20 protein-coding genes and 2 pseudogenes are annotated in these 23,857 nt (G+C 63.3%); 20 read left to right on the top strand and 2 right to left on the bottom strand.

Features of this window, described 5'->3' with window-relative positions; all coding sequences use genetic code 11:
- The first annotated feature begins 1 nt into the window (after window position 1).
- A complete protein-coding gene (locus tag PCOSP_RS16050; protein ID WP_464708995.1) occupies window positions 2–856 on the top strand; it encodes a LysR family transcriptional regulator in 855 nt (284 codons plus the stop codon).
- Window positions 857–891: 35 nt separating this feature from the next.
- On the opposite strand, the gene PCOSP_RS16045 is transcribed toward PCOSP_RS16050, so the two are convergent.
- A complete protein-coding gene (locus PCOSP_RS16045; RefSeq protein WP_464708994.1) occupies window positions 892–2,943 on the bottom strand; it encodes a methyl-accepting chemotaxis protein in 2,052 nt (683 codons plus the stop codon).
- A 362-nt stretch (window positions 2,944–3,305) separates the two neighbouring features.
- On the opposite strand from PCOSP_RS16045, the gene PCOSP_RS16040 reads away from it, so the two are divergent.
- From PCOSP_RS16040 to PCOSP_RS16025, 4 genes are all read left to right on the top strand, one after another.
- Window positions 3,306–4,754: an APC family permease gene (locus PCOSP_RS16040; RefSeq protein WP_464708993.1), complete on the top strand. Its 1,449-nt coding sequence runs from the start codon at window positions 3,306–3,308 to the stop codon at window positions 4,752–4,754.
- Between the two features lie 88 nt (window positions 4,755–4,842).
- The gene (locus PCOSP_RS16035; RefSeq protein WP_464708992.1) at window positions 4,843–6,264 is read left to right on the top strand and encodes an aldehyde dehydrogenase family protein; all 1,422 of its coding nucleotides are present in this window, start codon (window positions 4,843–4,845) and stop codon (window positions 6,262–6,264) included.
- Between the two features lie 11 nt (window positions 6,265–6,275).
- Window positions 6,276–7,625 (top strand): aminotransferase class III-fold pyridoxal phosphate-dependent enzyme, encoded by a 1,350-nt coding sequence (locus PCOSP_RS16030; protein WP_464708991.1) that lies wholly within the window; start codon window positions 6,276–6,278, stop codon window positions 7,623–7,625.
- An 85-nt stretch (window positions 7,626–7,710) separates the two neighbouring features.
- A complete protein-coding gene (locus PCOSP_RS16025; RefSeq protein WP_464708989.1) occupies window positions 7,711–9,036 on the top strand; it encodes an alginate export family protein in 1,326 nt (441 codons plus the stop codon).
- A gap of 18 nt (window positions 9,037–9,054) precedes the next feature.
- On the opposite strand, the gene PCOSP_RS16020 is transcribed toward PCOSP_RS16025, so the two are convergent.
- Complete coding sequence (locus PCOSP_RS16020) at window positions 9,055–9,813, bottom strand: IclR family transcriptional regulator (protein WP_464708988.1); 759 nt, start codon at window positions 9,811–9,813, stop codon at window positions 9,055–9,057.
- A 126-nt stretch (window positions 9,814–9,939) separates the two neighbouring features.
- Here PCOSP_RS16020 and PCOSP_RS16015 point away from each other — a divergent pair, with 126 nt between their 5' ends.
- From PCOSP_RS16015 to PCOSP_RS15945, 15 genes and pseudogenes are all read left to right on the top strand, one after another.
- Complete coding sequence (locus PCOSP_RS16015; protein ID WP_176562985.1) at window positions 9,940–10,089, top strand: hypothetical protein; 150 nt, start codon at window positions 9,940–9,942, stop codon at window positions 10,087–10,089.
- The gene (locus tag PCOSP_RS16010; protein WP_464708986.1) at window positions 10,086–11,627 is read left to right on the top strand and encodes an acetolactate synthase large subunit; all 1,542 of its coding nucleotides are present in this window, start codon (window positions 10,086–10,088) and stop codon (window positions 11,625–11,627) included. Before PCOSP_RS16015 ends, PCOSP_RS16010 begins: the two co-directional genes overlap by 4 nt.
- Before the next feature lie 10 nt (window positions 11,628–11,637).
- Window positions 11,638–13,128 carry an aldehyde dehydrogenase family protein gene (locus PCOSP_RS16005; RefSeq protein WP_139643016.1) on the top strand — a complete coding sequence of 497 codons (1,491 nt, stop codon included), beginning with the start codon at window positions 11,638–11,640 and terminating at the stop codon, window positions 13,126–13,128.
- A gap of 26 nt (window positions 13,129–13,154) precedes the next feature.
- On the top strand, window positions 13,155–13,949 hold the full coding sequence (locus PCOSP_RS16000; protein WP_024777297.1) for an SDR family NAD(P)-dependent oxidoreductase: 795 nt from the start codon (window positions 13,155–13,157) through the stop codon (window positions 13,947–13,949).
- Between the two features lie 12 nt (window positions 13,950–13,961).
- Window positions 13,962–14,999, top strand: a complete 1,038-nt coding sequence (locus tag PCOSP_RS15995; RefSeq protein ID WP_175385010.1) for a VPS10 domain-containing protein — start codon at window positions 13,962–13,964, stop codon at window positions 14,997–14,999.
- An 11-nt stretch (window positions 15,000–15,010) separates the two neighbouring features.
- A pseudogene (locus PCOSP_RS15990) lies at window positions 15,011–15,459 on the top strand (VOC family protein).
- 14 nt (window positions 15,460–15,473) lie between these two features.
- Complete coding sequence (locus tag PCOSP_RS15985) at window positions 15,474–16,076, top strand: amino acid synthesis family protein (protein WP_041023086.1); 603 nt, start codon at window positions 15,474–15,476, stop codon at window positions 16,074–16,076.
- Window positions 16,077–16,103: 27 nt separating this feature from the next.
- A complete protein-coding gene (locus PCOSP_RS15980) occupies window positions 16,104–16,970 on the top strand; it encodes an alpha/beta fold hydrolase (protein WP_464708983.1) in 867 nt (288 codons plus the stop codon).
- The gene (locus PCOSP_RS15975) at window positions 16,970–18,577 is read left to right on the top strand and encodes a bifunctional 3-(3-hydroxy-phenyl)propionate/3-hydroxycinnamic acid hydroxylase (protein WP_464708982.1); all 1,608 of its coding nucleotides are present in this window, start codon (window positions 16,970–16,972) and stop codon (window positions 18,575–18,577) included. The genes PCOSP_RS15980 and PCOSP_RS15975 overlap by 1 nt, the downstream gene beginning before the upstream one ends.
- Window positions 18,574–19,352 (top strand): annotated as a pseudogene (locus tag PCOSP_RS15970) (2-keto-4-pentenoate hydratase). Before PCOSP_RS15975 ends, PCOSP_RS15970 begins: the two are co-directional and overlap by 4 nt.
- A 79-nt stretch (window positions 19,353–19,431) precedes the next feature.
- The gene (locus PCOSP_RS15965) at window positions 19,432–20,370 is read left to right on the top strand and encodes a helix-turn-helix domain-containing protein (protein ID WP_464708980.1); all 939 of its coding nucleotides are present in this window, start codon (window positions 19,432–19,434) and stop codon (window positions 20,368–20,370) included.
- Window positions 20,371–20,710: 340 nt separating this feature from the next.
- On the top strand, window positions 20,711–21,379 hold the full coding sequence (locus PCOSP_RS15960) for a GntR family transcriptional regulator (protein WP_175385014.1): 669 nt from the start codon (window positions 20,711–20,713) through the stop codon (window positions 21,377–21,379).
- A 75-nt stretch (window positions 21,380–21,454) separates the two neighbouring features.
- Complete coding sequence (locus tag PCOSP_RS15955) at window positions 21,455–22,261, top strand: ABC transporter substrate-binding protein (RefSeq protein ID WP_139642993.1); 807 nt, start codon at window positions 21,455–21,457, stop codon at window positions 22,259–22,261.
- An 11-nt stretch (window positions 22,262–22,272) separates the two neighbouring features.
- A complete protein-coding gene (locus tag PCOSP_RS15950; RefSeq protein ID WP_024777287.1) occupies window positions 22,273–23,049 on the top strand; it encodes an amino acid ABC transporter permease in 777 nt (258 codons plus the stop codon).
- A gap of 2 nt (window positions 23,050–23,051) precedes the next feature.
- A complete protein-coding gene (locus PCOSP_RS15945; RefSeq protein WP_175385015.1) occupies window positions 23,052–23,831 on the top strand; it encodes an amino acid ABC transporter ATP-binding protein in 780 nt (259 codons plus the stop codon).
- Window positions 23,832–23,857: the final 26 nt, after the last annotated feature.

The raw sequence follows: 23,857 nt of genomic DNA, 5'->3' as shown, positions 1-23,857 counted from the left end.
CATGGCGGCCGTACTCGACATCGAGCTGATTCGTACATTTCACGCCGTTGCGCGTATCGGCAAGTTCAGCGCCGCAGCAGAGCACCTGCATAAAAGCCCGGCGGCGGTGAGCGTGCACGTGCAGCGGCTGGAGGCGGTCGCCGGCGGGCGCCTGCTCAACCGCGACAATCAATCGGTCTCGCTGACGGCGCTGGGCAAGCGCCTGCTCATGTCGACCACGGAACTGCTGAGCGCCCATGACCGGGTGCTGGCCGATCTGCAAGGCACCCGTCTGGCGGGACGCATCAGCCTGGGAGTGCCGGACGAATATGCCAATCATGTCATCCGCGACATCCTGCCGACGTTCGTGGCGGCCTGGCCCAACGTGGTGCTGGAGCTCAAGACCGCCCCCAGTTATGCACTGCGGGACCTGGTGCAGCGTGGAAAACTCCAGGCGGCGGTCGTCACCCTGCCGAAGGGACAGCAGGACACGCAGGGGCAGGTGTTGGTACCGACCGCGCCTGTCTGGGTCGGGCCGATCAACATGATGCTGCCCCTTTCGCAACCGCTCCCATTGGCCGTACACGCGGCGCAGTGCCCTTATCGACAAGCCATGCTCGAATCGCTCCGGCGCAGCGGCCGCAAGGTGCGCATCGTGCTGGAAAGTCCCTCCAACCAGGCCGTCAAGGCGTGCGTCGAGGCCGGGCTGGCGATCAGCCTGATCGATCGTGCCCGTGTGACGGAGAAGATGCAGATACTCACGGGCTTGCCGGTCATTCCGGAGCATGACGTGGTGTTCATGCGCTCGCCCGGTGGCGAGGCCGATGAGGCGGTGGATTTGCTGGGCCAGGCCATGGGACAGCTGTTCAGGCTTTAGTGGCCTGTAACCGTACAGGCCACTGCCGATACCACTCAGGTGCGGAAGTGCCCCACCCGTTGCTGCTGATGATTCGCCATGTCATAGAGCTGAAGGCTGGCTTGCGACGCGTCCTGCATCCTGCTGGTCAATGTTTCGCTGATCGTGCGGATGTCGCTGACACGATGGCTGATGTCTTCGACCACTGAGCTTTGTTCCAGGGCCGCGCTGGCGATCTGCTGGTTCATTTGTTCGATCACTTCCACGGCGTCGCTGATGTGCTGCAACGCCACTTGGGTCTGCTCGACTTGAACCACGCTGCCCCTGGCCAGTTCGCGGCTGAGCTGGGTGTTGTGTACGACCTCCTGGCTGAGCTGTTGCAGCGCCTCGATCACCCTGCGGATGTGTTCCACCGAGTTCTGGGTATTGCTGGCCAAGTGTCGGACTTCGTCTGCCACCACCGCGAAGCCGCGCCCCTGTTCGCCGGCCCTGGCCGCTTCAATCGCAGCGTTCAGGGCCAGCAGGTTGGTTTGCTGGGCGATGGCGCAGATCACGTCCAGGACCTGGTTGATCTGCTGGCTGTTGTCGGCCAGGGTCTGCACCTGGCCGAGGGTGGTTTCGAGGCTTTGATCAAGGGTACCGATACTGCTGACGGCGTTGGCGAACAGAGCTCGTCCGGATCGGCTGGCACTTTCGGCGCGAGTGGCCGCATCCGCCGCCTGATGGGAATGTCGGGCGACTTCCTGGGCACTGGCGCTCATCTCATGCAGCGCGGTAGCGGCCAGCTCGACATCCCGGTACTGCCTGGACATGCCCGTGCTCACTTCCTGGGCCACCTGGGAGGAGGTATCGGCGGTGTTGCGGGTGTCCTGGGACGCTTGCTGGATATCGCGGATGATGGGTTGCAGCTTGGCGAGGAAGCGATTGAAGCCGTTGGCCAGTTGGCCCAGCTCGTCGCTGCGGTCGTCGGGCAGGCGCCGGGTGAGGTCGCCGTCGCCTTCGACAATGGCATTGAGCATGTCGGCGACGCTGAGCAGCGGCCGGGTTACGCCGTAGGCGGTCAGCCAGATGAGCGACAAGCCCAGACCGCCGGCCAGCAGGCCCAGGCCGAGGTTGACCCAGTTGGCGTGTTGCTGGCGTTCATCCAGCTGGGCCTGCATCTGCAAGGCCGGTGCCTGCACCAGCGCTTCGGGAACCCGTATCTGCAACTGCCACGGAGCGCCGTTCGCGACGGTCTGCACGCTCTGGCGCACGTCGACCGAGGTCTCCGATACGCTGCCGCTGTGGCCGGCAAGCTGGCCCGATGAGGACAGAATGCTGATCTCGCTATGGCCAGGATACAAGTCATCGGCCAAGCTGGCGGCGAGTTTCTGCAAGGTGTCGAGGCTGATGTCCATACCCACGACGCCGATGGCCTGTCCCTTGTCCATCAGCGGCACCGAGATACTGCTCATGAGGGTTTTCTTGCCCTCGACTTCGACTTCGTAGGGCTCCGTCACGCAGGTGCGCCGCTCGTTCTGTGGGCAAAAGTACCAGGCGTTCCCCGGCTCGCTGCCCGGCGGAGCACTGTTTGCAACGATCTGGGCTTCGCTGAGCACTTCCTGGACCAGTTGCCCCGGCTGGCTTTGCGACCAATACAAGGCAAAGCGACCTTTTTCGTTCCCGGCCAGGTTTCGCTGGTCGGAAAAACCGGCATCTTCCCCGGCCAGCGCGTCGGGCAACAACACGACGTACAGCCCGAGGATCTTCTCGCGCTTGAGCAAGGCCTGGCGGGCGGCGCCGATCAGCGCCTGGCGCAGTTGCGTGGCGGTCAATCGGCCGTCCAGGGTCTGGGCGCGTAGCTGCAGCACTTCCTGGCTGAATCCTTCCCCGTACAACGCTGTTTCGTTGAAGAAGCGCTCAACCCGCTGGCCGTGGGCGAGGGCTTGGGCCTGCAGGCGTTCCAGGGCTGACTGGCCCAACAAAAGACTGCTCTGTTGCTTCAACAACTTTGCGCCCTGCTGGTTCTGGTACAGGGAAGCACCGGTCAATGCGCCGACCACGGCGAGGAGGGACAGCCCACTCAAAAGCGTGATCCGCCACTGAATACTGAGACGCGCGAAGAACATGCCGGGACTTCCTGCTGGAGGCTTCAGATCGCACGCAGACAAAGCCTGGGGTGGCATTGGAAGGCGCGTCCCGCCTGATTGTTATTGTGGGGGACCCGGACTTGGTTCAAGAGCGGGCGAGGTCATCTTGCCGGACGCAATGTCCATGTCGTTAGCCCGAATCGGCAGCCACTGCCGAGTGCCGGACATCGCGATTGCCCCGCTTTGGGGCGGGGCTCCCGATGCTGCCGATTTGGGATAGCGAACGGTTTTGGCGAGGGCATAGGATCGACCCCAGCACCCAGGCAGCAAGCGTGTGCACAGCGGTGAGTCTGGCGTGCCCGGATCCTGCAACAGCGGCCTCATACAATAAGGTTAAAAAAATGAGCGTATCTTTTCCGATCAGCAACTCGACGGAGTTGAAGCGAGGCGCCTTGGGTGTCGGCTTCATCATTTTCTTCGTGGTATCGGCTGCAAGCCCACTGAGCGTCATCGCCGGAGGCTTTCCCATCGGCATCATGCTGGGGAACGGTGCCGGTACGCCGGCCTTGTTGATCCTGGCCCTATTGGTATTGCTGGCGTTCTCGGCGGGATACACCGCCATGTCCCGGCACATGACCAACGCGGGCGGTTTCTATGCCTTCACCGCCCGTGGGCTGGGTGGCCTGGCCGGCGGCGCGGCGGGGGTGTTGGCAATGTTCGCCTACAACATCCTGCAAGTGGGCCTGTACGGCATGTTCGGCGGGGTCGTCAGCGGCACAATGGCCAGTGTCTTCAACCTGGACTTGCCGTGGTGGTGTTATTCGCTCCTGGCCATGGCGAGTGTGGCGATTCTGGGTTATCGCAAGATCGACCTCTCTGCGCGGGTGCTCTCGGTGGTGGTCATCGCCGAGTACCTGGCCATCCTGATCCTGGATTTCGCCATCCTCAAGAGCGGTGGCGACAGTGGCATCAATCTCGATTCGTTTGACCGCAGCCACGTGCTCAGCGGCACGCCGTCCATTGGCCTGTTGTTCTGTTTTGCCGCCTTCATCGGCTTTGAAGCCACCACCATCTATGGCGAAGAGGCCCGCGATCCGCACCGTACCATTCCCATCGCCACCTACAGCTCGGTGCTGTTGATCGGCGGTTTCTATGCCTTGTCGGTGTGGGCCATGGTGGTGGGGGTGGGGGCGGACAAGATTGTCCCGACGTTGCAGGCATTGCAGGACCCGACCACGTTCATCTATGGCATGTCCGATCACTTTGTCGGCCCGCACCTGACCCAGGTCATCCGTATCCTGTTCATGGTCAGCATCTATGCCGGACTGCTGGCGTTCCACAATGCCGCGGCCCGTTATTTCTACGCCATCGGCCGTGACGGTCTGCTGCATCGCCAATTGGGCACGACCCACCGCGTCCACCAGAGCCCGCACATGGGCTCGGCGCTGCAAAGCCTGATTGCCGCCGTGGTGGTGCTGATTTTCGCCGCGCTGGATGCCGACCCGATCCTGCAGCTGTTCGCCTGGTTCTCCAACTTGGCGACTCTGTGCGTGATCCTGTTGATGGCACTGACCTCGGCGGCAGTGGTGGTCTACTTCCGGCGCCACCCGGAACTGAAGCTCGGCCTCTGGCGCGGGCGGATCCTGCCAGTGTTTTCCTGCCTGGCATTGCTGGTGGTCCTGGCGCTCGCGGTGATTCATTTCGACGTGCTGACCGGGGCCAGTGCGCGGCTGTCTTATGCCCTCTGCGCCATCATCCCCGTTGCGCTGGTCGCCGGTGTAGGCCTGGCGATCCGGCTACGCAGGATTTCCCCCGAGCGGTTCAAGACCCTGGGTAGCCACAAGCTTTAGGGTCTGTCGCAGCACTGTTCAACTCTCACGAAAAATACCGGTCCGCGTGGTACGGGACGGCCCGTCCGCGCGCGAAAGGGAGGTACTGATGCACGATTATCAAATGCTCATCAACGGGGTTGCGGTCAGCGGCGAACAGGGTGGCTTCGATGTCATCAACCCGGCCACCGGCAGCGCCTTTGCCCGCTGCCCCGCCGGCTCCCTGGCCCAGTTGGACCTGGCGGTCGACGCGGCCCAGGCGGCCTTCAGCGAGTGGCGCCACAGCACTCACGAAGACCGGCGGGAGCGCTTGCTGGGCATCGCCGCGGACATCGAAGCGCAAGCCGAGGCGTTGGCACGATTGATTGTCCAAGAGCAGGGCAAGCCGCTGGCGCTCGCGCTGTTCGAAGTCATGGGGGCAGTGGCCTGGACGCGCTACACCGCCGAACAGCAGATTCCGGTGGAGCGGGTGGAAGAAACCCCGACCCAGCGTATCGAGCTGCACCGCAAGCCGTTGGGGGTGGTGGCCTCGATCACGCCTTGGAACTGGCCGTTCATGATCGCCATCTGGCACATCATGCCGGCGCTGCGGGCCGGCAATTGCGTGATCAGCAAACCGTCCAGCCTCACGCCGTTGAGTACCCTGAGCCTGGTGCACATCATCGCCCGCCATGTGCCCAAGGGTGTGATCAACGTCGTGACCGGAGAACAGGGTTTCGGCAGCGCGATCACCTCCCATGCCGGCATCCACAAGATCGTATTCACCGGCTCGACCGCCACCGGCCAGAGCGTGATGCGCGGCGCCGCGAGCAATCTCAAGCGCCTGACGCTGGAGCTTGGCGGCAATGACGCCGCCATCGTGTTGCCCGGCACCCCGGTGGAGGCCGTGGCCGAAGACATTTTCCAGGCGGCCTTCCTGAACATGGGCCAGACCTGTGCCGCCCTCAAGCGCCTGTACATCCACCAATCCCAATACGAGGCCTTCGCCGACGCGCTGGTGGGGATTGCGGCGCGCCAGGTGGTGGGTGACGGCCTGGAGCCCGGCGTTACTTTCGGGCCGGTGCAGAACCTTGAACAGCTGGAACTGGTCGAGGCGCTGGTCGCCGACGTCCGTGCCCATGGCGGTCGGGTGTTGTGCGGCGGTGCTCGGTTGGACCGGCCGGGGTTTTTCTATCCGCCGACCCTGGTGGCCGACGTGACGGACGGGCACCGGCTGGTCGATGAAGAACAGTTCGGTCCGGTGCTGCCGTTGATTGCCTATCAGGATATCGAGGACGTCTTGCGTCGCGCCAATGCCAGCGACATGGGCCTGGGGGGCTCGGTGTGGGGCAGTGATGTCGCGCAGGCACAGGCCTTGGCCGGTCGCCTGGAAAGCGGCGTGGCCTGGGTCAACTGCCACGCGCAGATCCAACCGAATACGCCTTTTGGCGGCAGCAAGATGTCCGGGTTCGGCGTCGAGTTCGGCCTTGAAGGGTTGCTGGAGTTCACCGGCCAGCAACTGCTGTTTGTACGCACCCGTGAAACTGAGTGAGGACTTGAATCATGTACGAGCAATACAAGACAGCGCAGAAGAAGTTCTGGCACCCGATGAGTTCCGCGGCACCGGCCCAGCGCTCGAAAACCCTGATCATCGCCAAGGGTGACGGCAACTACATCACTGATATTGACGGCCAGCGCATGCTCGACGGCGTCGGCGGTTTGTGGAACGTCAACGTGGGCCACAATCGAGCCTCGGTAAAGGCCGCCATCGCCGCGCAACTGGACGAACTGGCGTACTACCAGACGTTCGATGGTATCGCTCATCCGCGGGTGTTCGACCTGGCTGAGCGGCTGGTCTCGATGTTTGCCCAGGAGAACATGGCTCGGGTGCTGTTCAGCGCCGGCGGTTCGGATGCGGTGGAGACGGCATTGAAAATGGCCCGCCAGTACTGGATCGCCAGTGGCGAGCCGGGGCGCACCCGCTTCCTGTCGTTGCGTAACGGCTACCACGGCGTGCACATGGGCGGCACTTCGGTGGGCGGTAATGGTGTCTATCACTACAACCATGGGCCATTGCTCGCGGGCTGCCATTTGCTCGACACGCCGTGGCTGTATCGCAACCCCTGGGATTGCCGCGATCCGGAAGAACTGACTGCCCACTGCATCCGTCAGTTGGAAGACCAGATCGCGCTGTTGGGCGGGCAAACCATCGCTGCGCTGATCGCCGAACCGGTGCAGGGGGCGGGCGGCGTCATCGTGCCGCCGGCGAACTACTGGAAGAGGCTGCGGGAAGTCTGCGATCGCCACGGCATTCTGTTGATCGCCGACGAAGTGGTGACGGGGTTCGGTCGCACGGGCTGCATGCTCGGCAGTCGGGGTTGGGGTGTCGCGCCGGACGTGTTGTGCCTGGCCAAGGGCATCACCGCCGGTTACATCCCGATGGGCGCCACGGTGTTCAACCAACGGATCGCCGATGCCATCGAGAACGGCCCGGGGTTCAGCAGTGTGATCATGCACGGCTACACCTACAGCGGCCACCCGACCGCGTGTGCCGCGGCCCTGGCGGTGCTGGACATTGTCGAGGCCGAGGATCTGCCGGGCAACGCCGGGAAAATCGGCGCTCAGTTGCTGGAGCAGCTGCAACCGCTGGCGGAGCGCTACGCGGTGGTCGGTGAGGCGCGCGGCAAGGGCTTGATGATCGCCCTGGACCTGGTAACGGACAAGGCCACCCGCGAGCCCCTCGATCCGGCGACCGGCCTTGCTACGCGGATTGCCGATGAAGCGCGCCGTGGCGGTGTGCTGGTGCGTCCGATCGGCAACAAGATCGTCTTGTCGCCGCCGCTGACCCTGACATCAGAAGAAGCCGGTTTGATCGTTCGGGCCCTCGATCACGCCCTGGCCACCTGCCGCTGACCTGCAAAGCCGGTGCAGTCATCTACACCGGCTTCACGAATCGCCAAGACAGCCTTTGAAAGGCGCACCACAAGGAGCTTCAGCCATGCGGTATCCATCGCGTATTGAATTTTTCAGCAGCGGTCTCGCCTGCACGTTGGCGTTCTGCGCCATGGGCCAGACCCAGGCCTATGAGCTGTACGCCGACGAAGACAGCCACCTCAACGCCGACCTGCTGGCGGTGTTCGGTCATTTCAACAGCCGCAAGAACTATGACGGCACACCGGGCGGGTCCACCTGGCGGGAAGGCTTCATCAAATATGGCGTGAGTGGCGACCAGGCCTTGGCCGGTCAGGGAACCGCCTACGGCGCATTCAGCCTGGTCAGTTCCGCGACCTGGGGCGACGGTGACGCGGCAGGGAACAGCCTGGGGAGCGAGCGGACCACGAAAATTGAAGACGCTTATCTGGGCTGGCGTTCCGCCGATCTGTTCCCGCTGTTGGGCCAGGACGGCGTCGACATCTCCGGTGGACGCCAGGCGGTCAAGTTGGGCAGGGGATTTCTGATCAACGACGACGGGCCGAACATGGGCAAGGGCCCAGCCGATGGCCGCCTGAACCGTGGTGGTGCCTATTACCTGGCCGCTCGACACGCTTTCGACCAAACCGCGGTGGTGCGCCTGGGCGGGCAGGACGGTGTGCATGGCAGCGTGGCGTGGCTCAAGTCCGACAACCGTGCCCAGGCCGAAACCGAACTGGCCGCCGGTACCCTGGACTACACGGCCAAGGCCGGAACGCTGGGGCTGACCTGGGTCCATGGCATTGACGTGAGTGATCGCTGGGCCAGTGATTTCCAGAAGCAACGCAAGGGGATGGATGTCTACAGCATTCGCGGTGAAGGTGACGCAGGGATCGAGAACGCCAGCCTGGCGTTTGAATATGCCTGGCAAGACAAGGACGCCGGTCCCGAGAAAGCCTGGTACGCCGAGGCCGGATATACCTTTGCCGACGTGACCTGGTCACCGAAACTGACATACCGCTATTCCCGCTACTCGCAGAAATGGGACTCGCTGTTTACCGGCCAGAGTACCGGCTACGGGACCTGGTTCCAGGGCGAAGTGGCCGGCAACTACGCCGGGCCATTCAACAGCAATACCGCCATCCATCACGTCGGCCTGAAGGCCACGCCATTGGAGAACCTGACCCTCGGCGCGCTGTTCTTCGATTTCAACACGGTGCGCAAAAGCAATGCGCTGAACCTGGATGCGCGGGAGCTGGACCTCTATGCCGAGTGGGCCGTCAATCCGCACCTGATCGTCACGCCGCTCATAGGGCTCTACAAACCGGACCGGGACTCGACCACCGGCGGCAATCAAGCCACCGGCAACGGCACCAACGTGTACAGCCAGGTGAGTGTGGCCGTTCCGTTCTGAGGCACGGGCTGCGGCGGCCTAGTGCTGAAGGAGGGCGGGTGGGTTGTGCATTTTTTCGGCAATGCGCCGGGTGGTCTCCATCACCATTTCAACCACGGTTTCCTGGCGCAGCAGCTTGAAGCTCTGGGTGCTGCCGACCGCGGAAAGGCTGCCCACCACCTCGTCGATCTCGGAATTGATGATCGGCGCGGCGATACCGGTCAGTCCCTGGTTGAGTTCGTCGTGGGTCAGGCAGTAGCCATCCTTGCGGATCTTTTTGGCTGCCTTGGAAAAGCTGGCCCAGTCGTAGGGATTGTCCGGGTCGTTGGCCAAGTGCTCGTCGTACAGGCGTTGCAGGCGCCGGCTCTTCTGGAAGGCGATCAGGACCTTGGACTGCGCACCGCGAAAAAACGGCAGCGGCTGGCCGCGACCGAAGGCAAAGCGGTACGTGTCAGTGGGTTCGGCGATGTAGGTGTTGATGATGTGACCGTCGTAGAAAACGCTGGCGAACACCGCCAGGCCGGTTTCCTCGGACAGCTCGTGCATCAGCTCGCGGCCGGCCACGAGGATCGGATCGTACTGCCGCATCATCCAGTCCAGCTCGATGATCCGTGGACCCAGGCCGTAGCTGCCGGCATCCACCCGGCTCAGCAGACCCGCGTCGCACAGGTCCTTGACGTAGCGATACACGGTCGCCCGTGAGAGGCCCATGTGCTCGGCAATGGTGTCGGGGTCGATCTTCAACCGTTGCGGGCCGAACAGGTCCAGGACACTCAACATTTTACTCAGACTGCTCATTTGGCTCCTAAAGGGGAAGGGCGCGTGGCTGGCCGTTTGGTGAGCACTATAGGTAGACGCGCCTGGGATGGAAAGCCTGCTCACCGGCTGATGCAAGCGCTGCAACGTTACTCCAGGGCTTGAGAAATGCAAGCGGATTTGCAAGATATGATGCGCCATAAATTCACATTAATCTCAAAATACGAGCTTTATGAAAATAAAATGCTTGTTATGTTGGTTTTGATGTGTGATAAATCTCAGCCATTGCAAACGCTCGAACAAGAGGGCTGGAAATGAATGGCGCGCAATTGATAGTGAAGGCGGCGGTGGCAAGCGGTATCGAGTACTGCTTCGCCAACCCCGGAACGACCGAAATCCCCCTGGTGGCCGCCATGGCCAGCGCCCCGGCCCTCAAGCCGGTCCTGTCGTTGTTCGAAGGTGTGTGCACCGGCGCCGCGGACGGTTACGGGCGGATTGCCGGCAAGCCGGCGATGACCCTGACGCACCTGGGGCCTGGTTTCGCCAACGGCATTGCCAACCTGCACAATGCCCGTCGCGCCAACACCCCGATCGTCAACGTCATCGGCGATCACGCCTCCTGGCACGTCAACTACGATCCGCCGCTGGCCAGCGATATCCAGGCATTGGCCGGGAGCGTCTCCGGCTGGGTGCGTACATCGCGCACGGCATCGGGTATCGGCGAGGATCTCCAGGAGGCCGTGCGGTCCGCCTGGCAAGCCAAGGGCCAGATCGCCAGCCTGATCCTGCCGATGGACCTGCAAGCCAACGAAGTGGCGCGGGAAACGGCCTTCAGCACCTTGCACGCGCCGGTTCGGCGGTTTGCCGGTGACCGGATCGAAGCCATCGCCCAGGCACTGCGCAATGGTCAGCGCCTGGTGTTTATCGTCGGTGACCAGGGCCTGTCGGTTGCCGGCCTTGAAGCGGCAGGGCGCCTGGCACAGCTGCCCGGTGTGCACTTGTTCGCCGAAACCTTTCCGCGCTTGAGCTATCGCGGCGGTGGCCTGCCGGACCTGGATCGCTTGCCCTATTTCCCCGAAGTGGCCATCGGCGTCCTGGACCAATACGACGCGGTGGTGTGTGCCGGGATTCCGGAGCCGATCAGTTACTTCGGCTACGAAGGCATTCCGTCTCGCTTGGCGGAACGGGATCGCCTGCTTTACCTGGCTGACGTCGGTGATGACGTGGCCGGTGCACTCACCGCACTGGCCGACGCACTGGAAGCACCGGCCTTCGTGCCGACGCCGATGGGGGTCGAGTTGCCGCCCGCCACCGCCGAGTTGACCCCGCAGTCGATAGGGCAGGTGTTGGCCGCTTCGTTGCCGGATGACTGCATTGTCTCGGTGGAGGGTGGCACTTGCGGCTACCCGTTCTTCACCGCGTCGGCCCGTGCCGCACGGCATCGAGTGCTGACCAATACCGGGGGCGCCATCGGCCAGGGCATTCCGGTGGGGTTCGGTGCTGCGCTGGCCGAGCGAGGCAATCGGGTGTTCTGCCTGCAATCGGACGGCAGTGCCCAGTACACCATCCAGACCCTGTGGAGCATCGCCCGGGAACAGCTGCCGGTGGTGATTCTGATTGCGGCCAACCATCGCTACGCAATTCTGCAGAACGAGTTGCGCCGGTTTGGCATGACTGATTTCGGTCCCGAAGCCCTGAGCCTGACCGTGCTGGACCGTCCACGCATCGACTGGAAAGCCCTGGCCAAGGGCTACGGCCTGGCGGCGAGCACGGTGCACACCAATGCCGAATTGCAATGCGCCTTGGCCAATGCGGCCGCCGATGGCGGTCCTTGCCTGATTGAAATGGCGCTGTGAAGGAGGGGATATGAGCCAGATCCAACTGTTACCTGCCGTCGAGAAATTCCTTGCGCAACCCGGCCGCCTGTTCATTGGCGGCACCTGGCAGGACGCCGCCAGCGGTCGCCGGTTTGCCGTGGAAAACCCGGCCAGCGAAAGCAGCGTGGCTGAAGTGGCGGAAGGCGGTGAACGCGATGTCGACGCGGCCGTCGCAGCGGCCCGCGCAGCTTTCACCGGGCCGTGGGCGCAGCATTCGCCGGCCCAGCGTGGCCTGTTGTTGTTCCGCCTGGCGGAATTGCTGGATCAGCACCGCGAGGAACTGGCCCAGTTGATCACGCTGGAGAACGGCAAGCCGATTGCCAATGCCCGCGGTGAAGCGGCCAGCGCCGCCAACATCATTCGTTATTTTGCCGGCTGGCCGACCAAGATCGAGGGCAGCACGCACCCGGTGTCTCCCGCCAGCGGCGCGCCGATGCTCAATTACACCGTGCGTGAGCCCGTGGGCGTCTGCGCGCTGATCGTGCCGTGGAATTTCCCGCTGACCATGTGCGTGTGGAAGCTCGGCCCGGTGCTGGCGACCGGTTGCGTCGCGGTGCTCAAGCCGGCCGAACAGACGCCCCTGGTTGCGATTCGCCTGGTGCAGTTGATCGAGGCCGCCGGCTTCCCGGCCGGGGTGGTCAACCTGGTCACCGGCCTGGGCGCCCATACCGGCGCGCCGCTGGCCGGGCACCCGGACGTGGACAAGATCGCCTTTACCGGTTCGACCCAGGTCGGTCGGCTGATCGCTCAAGCGGCCACCGGCAACATGAAAAAGGTGTCCCTGGAGCTGGGCGGCAAGTCGCCCAACATCATTTTGCCGGACGCCGATATCGTGCGCGCCGCCAAGGGCGCCGCGGATGGGATTTTCTACAACCAGGGCCAGGTCTGCACCGCCGGCTCGCGTCTGTATGTGCACGCCAGCGTCCTCGACCAGGTCCTGGAAGAACTCCAGCGCCATGCCGCCGCCCATGTGCTGGGCCCTGGACTGGATCCGGCCAGCAGCATGGGGCCGCTGGTGTCGGCCCGGCAATTGGGCTCGGTCCATGGCTATCTGCAACGGGGCCAGGAGGAGGGCGCCGAACTGATCTGCGGCGGCGACCGGCCGGCCCACCTGGAGCGCGGCCATTTCATTCAGCCCAGCGTGTTCCTTGACCGCGCCGAGCGGGCCTGCGTCGCCCGCGAGGAAATCTTCGGCCCGGTGCTGACCGTCATGAGCTGGACCGAGGTCGATGAGCTGGTCCTGCGGGCCAACGACTCGCCCTACGGCCTGGCGGCCGGTCTCTGGACCCGGGACTTGCGCTCCGCGCACCGCGTGGCCGCGCAATTGAAGGCCGGCTCGGTGTGGATCAACTGCTGGAACGTCGTCGACCCGGCCTCGCCATTCGGTGGCTACAAACAGTCCGGGTGGGGACGGGAAATGAGCAAGAACGTGATCGATGCCTACACCGAAACCAAAAGTGTTTTCGTCGATCTCGCCTGAGCCGAACAATCACAAGAGGAACTGCTATGGATCTGGAATTACAAGGCCGCGTGGCCATCGTCACCGGCGGTGGCATGGGCATCGGCAAGGAAGTCGCACGCTTTCTGTCCCAGGAAGGTTGCAAGGTGGTGATCTGCGCGCGGCGCATGGAGTATCTCGAACAGGCCGCTGAAGAAATCACCGCAGAGACCGGCAACGAAGTGCTGCCGCTGTTCTGTGACACCAACCAGATGTCGGCCGTGTCCGACATGGTGCACGCCGCCCACAAGCACTTCGGTCGCATCGACATCCTGGTCAACGGTGCCGCGGCGCCGTCCGGCGTGGTGCGCAATGACATCGAGCACGCGGGCGACGACGAACTGCTCTCGGACCTCAACACCAAGGTCATCGGCTATTTCCGGTGTGCCAAGGCCGTGACCCCGCACATGAAGGCGGGCGGCTTCGGTCGCATCATCAACATCGGCGGCCTGACCGGTCGTGGCAGCAAGGTCCTCTCGGGGATGCGCAACCTGGCCATCGCCCACATGACCAAGACGCTCTCCGACCAGCTCGGCCCTGCCGGCATCACCGTCAACCTGATCCATCCCGGTGTGGTGGATACCCCGCACATCCAGGAGCTGTACGAACGCGAAGGGATCAAGCAGGGCAAGACGCCGGGGCAGGTCGAGCAGGGCTACATCGACGCGACGCCGATCCGACGCACCCTCGCGCCCATCGAAATGGGTTGGCTGATCGGCTTCCTGGCATCGCCCAAGGCCGGCGCGGTGACGGGCGAATCCATCGGCATCGATGGCGGCCTGACACGTGGCATCTTCATTTGAGGAGCAGCAGCAATGAGTAACGGAACCCTTTTGGTCGCCACCGTCGGGCAGGCAGTGATCCGCAGCGCCGACGACGGCCGCACCTGGCACCGCCTGGGCCTGGGGCAGGACCTTGAGTTCGATGCAATCACCCGGTCCCTGAGCGTCCACCCTGGCACGCCTGAAGTGATCTATGCCGGCACCGACGTCGGCCTGTGTGTCAGTCACGACACCGGCGGTCACTGGCAGCGGGTGGACTCGCCATTCAACGGCCAGACCGTGTGGAAGGTCGCCGTGGACCCTGCGGATGCCCAGCGTATTTTCGTCGGTACGGGCGCACCTTCCCGCGCCGTGCTCTGGCGCACCCTCGACGGCGGCCAGAGCTGGGACCGCGCACCGGTGGACATTCCGGAGTTCTGCGAGGGTGTCAGTCGACCACGCTTGCTGGCCTTCGCCTATGACCCTACGGATCGCAACCAGCTCTGGTTCGGCCTGGAAGAGGGCGGTCTGTTCCATAGCCGCGATGGCGGCGACAGCTGGACTCGGGTCGACGACCGGCTGCTGTGGGACTTCAACTCGGATGTCCACAACATCCTGGTACTGCCCAACCACGGCCAGAAGGTCATCGTGGTGGTGTGTGTCAACGCGGTCTACCGCAGCCTCGATGAAGGACAGACCTGGACCGGGATCATTGCCCGCGAAACCTTCGGCTTGTACTACGTGCGGGCCATGAACGCACCGCTGGGCAGCGAGAACACGCTCTACCTGAGCATTTCCGACGGCACGCCCGGCACCACCAGCAAGGTCCTCGTCTCCCGCGATGCGGCGGTCAGTTGGGAGGTGTTGCCCCTGCCGCAGCAACCCAATTCGTGCGTCTGGGCGATTGCCTGCAACCCGGCTGACCCGCGCCAGATCGTCGCCGGCACCAAGTACGGGCACCTGTTCACCTCCGAGAACGGCGGTGACGGTTGGCAGAAGCAGTGGCGTGAGTTCAGTGAGATCGCCGATGTGCTCTGGACACCGGCGGTGGCGCAGATCAAGTCCGGACACCAATCCATCATCAAGAACTGAGGTATCGCGCGATGAAAGTCGAGGTCGTTCGTACCCACCTGTCGCTGTTCGTTCGCGACCCGGAAACGTCGGCACGCTGGTACGCCGATGTCCTGGGCATGCACGAAAGCGCCCGGGGGACAGCTGGATCATGATGGCGTTCGGTGCCAAGCACCACGACATCGCGTTGCTCCGGGCCGAGCCGGGAGCCCATCAGGGCGGCCTGGGATTGCAGCACTACGGGCTGGAAATCGCCGGTGACATGACCACGCTGCGCCAGCTGTACGGCATGTTGCTCGGCAAGGGGATCGAAGTGGTGAAAATCACCGACCACGAAATCGGCCATGGCGTGTACTTCAACGACCCCGACGGCAACCGCATGGAATTCTTCCTCGAGACCGAACATGACGACGAACGCGGCAAGGCCCGTTTCAAGGCCGCCGGAGCACCCAGTCGCAAGTTTGATCTCGACCCACTTTGAAAGAGCACCGAGCCATGAAAACCGCAAATTTTGCTACTTACCACATCCGTAAATGGTACAGCTTCGTCGAAGAAACCCTGGCCAACGAAAGCGGCCAACTGGCCGATGGCGAACCCCTGTTCAAATATGCCATTGGCGCGGTGATCGCCAACCCCTACGCCGGCCGCTACAGCGAAAGCCTGGCCGAGTTGATCGAGCCGTCGCCCTTGCTGGGCCAGGAGTTCGGTCGGCGCATCCAGGCACTGGCGGGCGAACACGAAATCGTCAGCTACGGCAAGGCGTGCCTGGTCGGCAGCCAGGGCGAGTATGAGCATGGCAATGCCCTGCTGACCAATCCGGCGGCGGACCCGATCCGCGTCGCCCTGGGCGGCGGCAAGTCCTGGGTGCCGTCCACCGGCAAGCGTGGCGGCCCTGGCGTGACCATCGATGTGCCGCTGGCCCACAAGGATGCGCTGTACGTGCGTTCGCACTACGACAGCATTTCGCTTGCGTTCGGCGACGGCCCTTCGGCTGACGAACTGATCATCATCTGGGCCTTCGCCACCCGTGGGCGTTTGCATGCGCGTCTGGGCGGCCTGCAAGCCGCGGACGTCAAGGGCCTCGACGGCTTGTATTAAGGGGCATTGACCGTGGGAACCGAACGAATGTCCGCAAACAGCCATTTCTTCAGCAATCGAACGGGGATGCGCCTGCACTATCTGTCCTGGGGCAGCCCGTCAGGCATCCCGGTGGTGCTGCTCCATGGGCTGCGATCCTACGCCCAGACCTGGCAATCCCTGGCCGATGCCTTGGGTGCGCCCTATTGTTGCTATGCCCTGGACCAGCGTGGCCGAGGGCACAGCGACTGGGCGCCCGCCGACACCTACCGGACCGAGGCCTATGTCAGCGATCTGGAAGACCTGGTAGCGCACCTGGGGTTGCGGCGGTTCGTTCTGGTGGGCCATTCCCTCGGTGGCACCAATGCGCTGGAGTATGCACGGCTCAACCCCGGGCGGCTCCAGGCGCTGGTGATCGAGGACATCGGCCCCGGTTCCTCCATCAGCGGCGACGGTGCCGCGCGCATTCGCCGGGAAATGAGCGAAACGCCCCTGCGTTTCCCCGACTGGGAAAGTGCCGCTCAATTCTGGCTGCGGGCGCGTCCGGGGTTGTCCCAGGAGGCGCTGGCGTCCAGGTTGACGTATTCCATGAAGGAAACCCTCGAAGGCATCGAATGGCGCCACGACCAGCAAGGCATTGCCCAGGCACGCCTGACTATCACGCCGACCGACCTGTGGCCGGCAGTGCGGGCGCTGGATTGCCCGACGCTGTTCATCCGTGGCGGGCGTTCCGACTTTCTACCGGCGGCAACCCTGGAAGCCATGAAGATCGCCAATCCGCTGGTGCACACCACGGAAGTCGCCGACGCCAGTCACTACGTCCATGATGACCAGGGGAAAACCTTCAACCGAGTCGTCAGGGACTACTTGCACGGCCAGCACCTACAACCACAACAACGAAGCGGTGAAGCGTGATGAAGCAGGACAAAACCCAGGTGGTCATCGTGGGCGGTGGCCCGAACGGCATCACCGCCGCGCATTACATGGGCCTGTACGGTATCGATTGCGTTGTCCTCGAACTGGCGGACGGGATCCTGCCGTACCCCCGCGCGGTGGGCATGGATGACGAAGCGCTGCGGGTGTTGCAGGGCATCGACATTGCCGAGCTGGCCAGCCGGGACATGATCTGCAACGTGCCCCTGCGTTACTACAACGCCCGCGGCGTGTGCTTTGCCGAAGTCAAACCGAGCACCGCCCACTATGGCTGGCCGATGCGCAACATTTTCATGCAGCAGCTGCTGGAAGGAACGCTGCGTGAGCAATTGGGCCGACACCCCGGTGTCGAGCTGCGCCAGGGGCATGAAATGCTCGACCTGGAGCAGGACGGGCAAGGGGTGACGTTGCAGGTGCGCGACGCCCAGGGCGAGTTGTACCAGTTACAGGCGCAATACGTGATCGGCGCCGATGGCGGCCGTTCCAGCGTGCGCAAGAAGCTCGGCATCGAGCTGCTGGGCCTGACCCATCCGCGCAAATGGGTGGTGGTCGACACGGCCAACGACACCCTGGATGCACCCTACACGGCCTTGCACGCCGATCCTCAACGGCCCTTCGTCTGCATCTACCTGCCGTACCAGCAGCGCCGCTGGGAGTTCATGCTGCTGGAGGGCGAAGATGAAAACACGATGTGCGAGGAGGCGACCATCCGTGGCTTGATCCGCGGGCACATCGGCAATGCCGCCGATGACCTGGAGATCATCCGCATACGCGCCTACACCCATAACTCCCGGGTCGCGGCGCGGTTTGTCGAAGGGCGCGTGGCCCTGGTGGGCGATGCGGCGCACATTTCCCCGCCGTGGGCCGGGCAGGGGCTCAATTCGGGGCTGCGGGACGTGGTGAACATTGCCTGGAAAATCGCCGCCATCATCCAGGGGCGTGCGTCGGCATCGATACTTGCCAGTTACGACCAGGAGCGACGCGGGCACGCCACCGACCTCATTGCCTTGGCCGACAACATGGGCGCCGTATTGGGGCTGACCAATCCGCTGATGGCGGGTGTGCGGGACTGGCTGTTCCAGGCCGTCAACAGCGTCGACAATCTGCGTTCGCACCTGCTGGAGTTCAAGTTCAAACCCAAGGCGACCATTACCAAAGGCCTGGTGCATCACGAACGGGCGGAGCTGCACGAGGATGACCTGGTGGGGCAGTTGTTCATCCAGCCGACCGTCGAAGATGAACAAGGTCAGCGTCGGCGCTTGGACGAGGTGCTGGGAACGTCATATGCCGTGCTGGGTTATCGGGTCAATCCGAACGAGCCGCTCAGCGAAGAGACCCGTGCCTACTGGGCGCGCTGGAACACCCGCTTCATTCAGGTCAATCGCTCCCGCAGCGGCAAGGGGCGTAACCAGCCGTTGTCCGCGAGCCAGGCGATCTGCGTCGAAGACGTCGATAACCGCTTGGGAGAGTGGTTTGCCAAGGTGCGGGATTGCGTCGTGGTGGTGCGGCCAGACCGTTTCGTTGCGGCGATTACCACGCCCGAAAGGCTGGAAGGCGTACTGCGCAAACTCGCGGAGCAACTGTCATGAAGCCATGGGATGAACTGCCGGGCCAGCTTCATCAGGCGACGTTGACGGCGCGGGCGCTACCGCCATTGGCCCCCAGGCCTTTGACTTGTCGACCGGCTACGCCCTGCAGCGCGAGGCGTTGCGCCAGCGTCAGGCCCGAGGCGAGCAGTTGAGCGGCTGGAAGGTGGCCTTCGCCGGGGGCGCGGCGCAGAAGCGGATGGGTATCGAAGAACCGGTGCTGGGTGCGCTGACCGACGCCATGGCCGTCGAGCCCGGCGGTTCGGTAAACCTGGCGAGCCTGATCCAGCCCAAGCTGGAAATTGAACTGGCATGCTTCCTGGGGCGGACCCTGGCACCGGGCGAGCACAGTGACGAGGCGATTCTGGCCTGCGTGTCCGCGGTCGCGCCGGCCTTCGAGATCGCCGACTGTCGATGGCAAGGCTGGAACTTCGGCGTCGGGGCGTTCCTGGCCGACAACGCGGCGGCGGCGCTGTACTGCGTCGGCCCGCGTGTTGAACTCGAGCCGGGCCAACTGCCCCATGTGAGCTATTGCCTGGAGCGGGATGGGGTGGCCTGCGGTAACGGTGACACCCAAGCGCGGGAGGATACGCCACAGGTCAATCTCTGCTGGCTGATCCGGCGATTGCTGGCGGACGGGCAGCGCCTCGAAGCGGGGCAGGTCGTACTGTCGGGGGCGTTGCTGCCGCCTATGGACATCCAGCCCGCGGAATACCGTTTGCACATGCTTGGCACGGAACTGGCTCTGGTTTTCCAGGCGGACGCTGGCGCTCCGTAAACCCTGCCGCTGTCATGGACGATCGAGCACCTTACGCAGGGTCGGTCAATCGAAGACCGACCCTCGAGGAACACTGATCATGCTCGCCGAAGTCCGTACCTTCAATGATCCTCAACAGCATGCCGGTTCGATCCTGGGCTGGCAGCAGGTCTATGACCAGCTCGGGCGCGGATGCCTGTCCAGCGAGCTGCAGCAGATTTGCGCCGAGCGCTTTCAGATCTTCCAGGAAGTGCTGGATAAGCGTGTGGTGCAGCGAGGCTCTGCGCCAAAAGGACGCCTGTGCATTGCCATGTCGCTGGGCAGCGCACCGGTGGTCCAGGGGCATCAGGTCGACGCTCACAACGTCGTACTGTTGCGCGACGGAGAAGACTTTGTCCTGCACGCACCGGAAGGGACGCGCTTCTTCGCGATCAACGTCGACATGGTGCGTTTCGCCAAGCTGGCGGCCTATGAGCTGCCGCACGACCAGCTCAAGCGGCTGAAAAGCGTGTCCCAAGTCAGCGTGGATGAAACGGTCCTGCTGCGCGTACAGCAGAGGATCCATCCGTTGTTTCGCCGCCTCCTGGAGCAGCCGGACGCGATCACCTCGGCCTCGGAAAAAATGTTGGAGGACGTGCTGCTCAACGCCTTCCTCGATCTGTTCAGCCATGCCTCGGACGAAGTGCGCAGTCGCCGTGGCAACGTTGCCGTCAGTGCTTATCTGGTCAAGCGTTGCCAGGAGTTGGTAGGAGACAGCGGCGATACATCGCTGAGCATCCTCGATCTGTGCGAGCAACTGCGGGTCAGTCGCAGGACCCTGCAGAACAGCTTCCAGGCTGTGACCGGGATGCGTCCGGTCGAATACCTGCGCAACCTGAGGCTCAATGCCGTACGGCGGCGCTTGATCACCACCCAGGCGACCGCGCAGAACGTCGGCGAGATCGCCGTGGCCATGGGCTTTTTTCACCTGAGCCACTTCGCGACGCATTACCGGGAACTGTTCGGTGAATCCCCTTCGGAAACCCCCAGGGCCAGATAATGCTGTTCACTTAAGAAAAGCGATGAACCTGTGGCGAGGGGATAAATCCCCTCGCCACAATGAACCGGGCAAGTCTTAAGTGAACAGCATTACAGGAGCCACAGGTTGATAGCCTGGCAATGTTACCGGGCTACTGCTTTGCACATTAATGGGCGCCCCCTGGGCCAATAAGTAGCACATCCCCACGGCTTAGCCGTGATGCCGGAGTACCTACCGGCCTGCCTGGCTATTCCTCTTCGCCTTGAAATCAACCCCTTGCGCGTTCGCCATTGGTTTTGGCACGCATCCTGCTTTTTTGAATCCATGGATAATTGGATACAAAAATACAAGGGGTGCGGCCATGCAATTTGCTCCGTCTTACACTGAACGTCCCCCGGTGACCGCCGAGGAAGAGGCTTACAACTTTTTGCTGGAGGCCATCTGCGGTGGCCGGTTCCATAAGGGGGATCGGCTGATCGCCGAGGACATCGCCAGTGAGATCGGCATGAGTCGCATGCCGGTGCGCGAGGCGTTCCGGCGCCTGGATGCTCAGGGCCTGGTCACGCTGCGACCCAATCGCGGAGCCGTCGTCAGCGGCCTGGACATCGACGAACTGCAAGAAGTGTTCGAGATGCGCAGCGCCCTCGAAGGCCTGGCGATCCGGGTCGCGGTAGGGCGCATTGGCGACCGCCAGTTGGCTGCCCTGGAGCGTTTGCTGGACGAGATGGACGACTACCGCGACGAAAGCGCCGAGTGGGTCAGCCGTCATCGGGCTTTTCACGAATACCTGTGCAGCCTCAGCGGTCGCCCCAGGCTGCTGAAGCAGATCAGCGCCCTTTATTCCCTGGTGGAGGCGCCCATGCGCCTGTGGTTGCAGCACGTGGAGAAACCCATGAGTGCGCGCCAGGAGCACGTGGTGATCCTCGAAGCGATCCGCGCCGGTGACGCCGACAAGGCCGAGGCGGTGGTACGCGCGCACATCGAAGGCACCATCCCTGAATTGATCGAGTTCCTGCAAGCGAAAAAATAAGCAGAGCAGGCCTGAGCCTGCCCGTGTTCTGACTTCGAGTACTGCCCGTTACCCACTGAACTGGAGTGTCTGGTCATGCATAAGCCTCGCGTGTTGATAGCCGCAATATCCTTGGGATTCTGTGCACAGTGGGCGTTCGCCGCCCCCGTGGTGCCGGAGCGCTTGATCAAGGCCGACAAACTGGTCTATTGCTCGGGCATGGACTCGCCACCGCTGGTGTCCTTCGATGAGGCACAGAAACCCAAAGGATTGACCGTCGACCTGGGCCTGGAAATCGCCAAACGCCTGGACGACAAGAAAGTGGAATGGCGAGTCGTGCCGTTTTCCGGGTTGCTCCCCGCGTTGCTGGCCAAACAGTGCGACATGATCGTCGACCAGCTATTCGACAAGCCCGAACGCCGCGAAGTGATCGACATCGTCAACTACATGTACTCCAGCCAGGCGGTGGTGGTGCCCAAGGGCAATCCAAAGGCCATCAAGACGCTCCCGGATCTTTCCGCGCGCAAGGTGGCGGTGCTCAACGGCTCCACCATCAAGACCCTGCTCGACGCCGAGAATGAAAAGCTGACCAAGGCCGGCAAACCGGCGATGAAGCTGGTGGTCTACAACACCGATACCGATGCGTTCCAGGCGCTGCGCATCAGTCAGGTCGATGCCTATGGCACCACCGTGGAAACTGCCGGTTATTACGCCGCCATGGCCCCCGACCTGTTCGAGGAAGGGGTGCCGGCCTTCAGTCGAATTCTCACCGGCATCGGCATCCGCAAGGACGATCCGCAACTGAGCGCCGCGGTGCAGCAGGTGATCAGCGACATGCGCGGCGACGGCAGCTACAGCCAGTTGCTCAACAAATGGCATGTCGCCGGCGACACTCTCGATTGAGGTAAGCGTCGATGAATTTCAATTGGGATGTGTTCTGGCAGTACCTGCTGCAGCCCAGTGGGGTCTACCTCACCGGGCTCTGGCTGACTTGCCTGATCAGCGTGCTGGCAATGTTGCTGGGCTGCGCCCTGGGCCTGGCGGCGGCGCTCTTGCGGCTGTCGAAGAACCCGCTGCTGCACCTGCCGGTGCGCTTTTACGTGTGGCTGATGCGCGGCACGCCATTGCTGGTGCAGATTGTCTTTCTCTACACCGCGCTGGCCGCCGGCGGGATCTTCCGCTTCGAGGACATCGACCTGTTCGGCCTGGTGATCCCCGGCAATATCCAAGCGGCGATCATTGCCCTGGGCCTGAACGAAGGCGCCTACATGGCGGAGATCATCCGTGCCGGCATCGGCGCGGTCGACAAGGGCCAATATGAGGCCGGGCGGTCCCTGGGCATGACCTTCGCCAGGTTGATGCGCCGGATCATTCTGCCCCAGGCGTTCCGGGTCATCGTGCCGCCGCTGGGCAACGAGTTCAACGTGATGCTCAAGAACACCACCCTGGTCAGCGTGATCGGCGTTCAGGAACTGCTGCTCAGCACCCAGATGGTGACGTCGGCGACGTTCCGGGTGTTCGAACTGTACCTGGTGGTGGCGATCTACTTCCTGCTGCTGACGACCCTCTGGGGCTTCTTCCAGCGCTGGCTGGAAGCCCGCTTCGGCCAATCGGACCGTCCGTCTTCGCCACCGCCCGCGGCCACGCGGATGTTCGGCCGCAGCACTCTGAAATTGCTGAGGGAACGTTGACCATGGCGCACAAAAGTGAAGAGCTGATCATCGAGGCGCTGGATGTCCACAAGTCCTTCGGCGACCTGCAGATCCTCAAGGGCATTTCCCTGCAGGTACGCCGCGGTGAGGTGGTGGTGCTGATCGGGGCCTCTGGTTCCGGCAAGACCACCTTCATCCGCTGCATCAATCTGCTGGAGGACATCCAGGGCGGGCGCATCCGCGTCAACGGCCAGGCCATGGGATATCGGGAACGGGCCGACGGCAGCCTGGTGCGCGATTCGGAGCGCAACATCGCCCGTCAGCGCCGGGACATCGGCATGGTATTTCAACGCTTCAACCTGTTCCCACATATGACCGCCCTGGAGAACATCATCGAGGCGCCGATCCAGGTCCTCGGGATGCCGCGCGCCGCTGCGTTGGAACAAGCCCGTAGCTTGCTTGCACGGGTCGGCCTGGCGGACAAGGCCAGCCATTACCCCTCCATGCTCTCCGGCGGGCAGCAGCAGCGCGTGGCGATAGCCCGGGCGTTGGCGATGAAACCCCAGGCGATGCTGTTCGACGAGCCCACCAGCGCCCTCGATCCGGAAACCGTGGGCGAGGTGCTGCAAGTAATGAAGGAGCTGGCGGAAGAGGGCATGACCATGGTGGTGGTGACCCACGAAATGGGTTTTGCCCGGGAGGTGGCCGACCGTGTGGTGGTCCTGGACCAGGGCGAACTGATCGAGCAAGGGCCACCGGAGCAGATTTTCAGTCACCCCAGCCACCCGCGTACCCGGGCCTTTCTCAGTCGCGTGCTTTGACTCGTTTTGTCTGTGAAGAGAGTTTG

The sequence above is a fragment of the Pseudomonas sp. MAFF 730105 genome (genome assembly GCF_055380705.1).
Note: the sequence above shows the minus strand (reverse complement) of the source record. Positions and strands in the feature narration are given on the sequence as shown.

Coding starts and splice junctions, on each gene's coding strand:
- PCOSP_RS16050 (WP_464708995.1), top strand. CDS start 2: ATGGCGGCCGTACTCGACATCGAGCTGATTCGTACATTTCACGCCGTT.
- PCOSP_RS16045 (WP_464708994.1), bottom strand. CDS start 2,943: ATGTTCTTCGCGCGTCTCAGTATTCAGTGGCGGATCACGCTTTTGAGT.
- PCOSP_RS16040 (WP_464708993.1), top strand. CDS start 3,306: ATGAGCGTATCTTTTCCGATCAGCAACTCGACGGAGTTGAAGCGAGGC.
- PCOSP_RS16035 (WP_464708992.1), top strand. CDS start 4,843: ATGCACGATTATCAAATGCTCATCAACGGGGTTGCGGTCAGCGGCGAA.
- PCOSP_RS16030 (WP_464708991.1), top strand. CDS start 6,276: ATGTACGAGCAATACAAGACAGCGCAGAAGAAGTTCTGGCACCCGATG.
- PCOSP_RS16025 (WP_464708989.1), top strand. CDS start 7,711: ATGCGGTATCCATCGCGTATTGAATTTTTCAGCAGCGGTCTCGCCTGC.
- PCOSP_RS16020 (WP_464708988.1), bottom strand. CDS start 9,813: ATGAGCAGTCTGAGTAAAATGTTGAGTGTCCTGGACCTGTTCGGCCCG.
- PCOSP_RS16015 (WP_176562985.1), top strand. CDS start 9,940: ATGCAAGCGGATTTGCAAGATATGATGCGCCATAAATTCACATTAATC.
- PCOSP_RS16010 (WP_464708986.1), top strand. CDS start 10,086: ATGAATGGCGCGCAATTGATAGTGAAGGCGGCGGTGGCAAGCGGTATC.
- PCOSP_RS16005 (WP_139643016.1), top strand. CDS start 11,638: ATGAGCCAGATCCAACTGTTACCTGCCGTCGAGAAATTCCTTGCGCAA.
- PCOSP_RS16000 (WP_024777297.1), top strand. CDS start 13,155: ATGGATCTGGAATTACAAGGCCGCGTGGCCATCGTCACCGGCGGTGGC.
- PCOSP_RS15995 (WP_175385010.1), top strand. CDS start 13,962: ATGAGTAACGGAACCCTTTTGGTCGCCACCGTCGGGCAGGCAGTGATC.
- PCOSP_RS15985 (WP_041023086.1), top strand. CDS start 15,474: ATGAAAACCGCAAATTTTGCTACTTACCACATCCGTAAATGGTACAGC.
- PCOSP_RS15980 (WP_464708983.1), top strand. CDS start 16,104: ATGTCCGCAAACAGCCATTTCTTCAGCAATCGAACGGGGATGCGCCTG.
- PCOSP_RS15975 (WP_464708982.1), top strand. CDS start 16,970: ATGAAGCAGGACAAAACCCAGGTGGTCATCGTGGGCGGTGGCCCGAAC.
- PCOSP_RS15965 (WP_464708980.1), top strand. CDS start 19,432: ATGCTCGCCGAAGTCCGTACCTTCAATGATCCTCAACAGCATGCCGGT.
- PCOSP_RS15960 (WP_175385014.1), top strand. CDS start 20,711: ATGCAATTTGCTCCGTCTTACACTGAACGTCCCCCGGTGACCGCCGAG.
- PCOSP_RS15955 (WP_139642993.1), top strand. CDS start 21,455: ATGCATAAGCCTCGCGTGTTGATAGCCGCAATATCCTTGGGATTCTGT.
- PCOSP_RS15950 (WP_024777287.1), top strand. CDS start 22,273: ATGAATTTCAATTGGGATGTGTTCTGGCAGTACCTGCTGCAGCCCAGT.
- PCOSP_RS15945 (WP_175385015.1), top strand. CDS start 23,052: ATGGCGCACAAAAGTGAAGAGCTGATCATCGAGGCGCTGGATGTCCAC.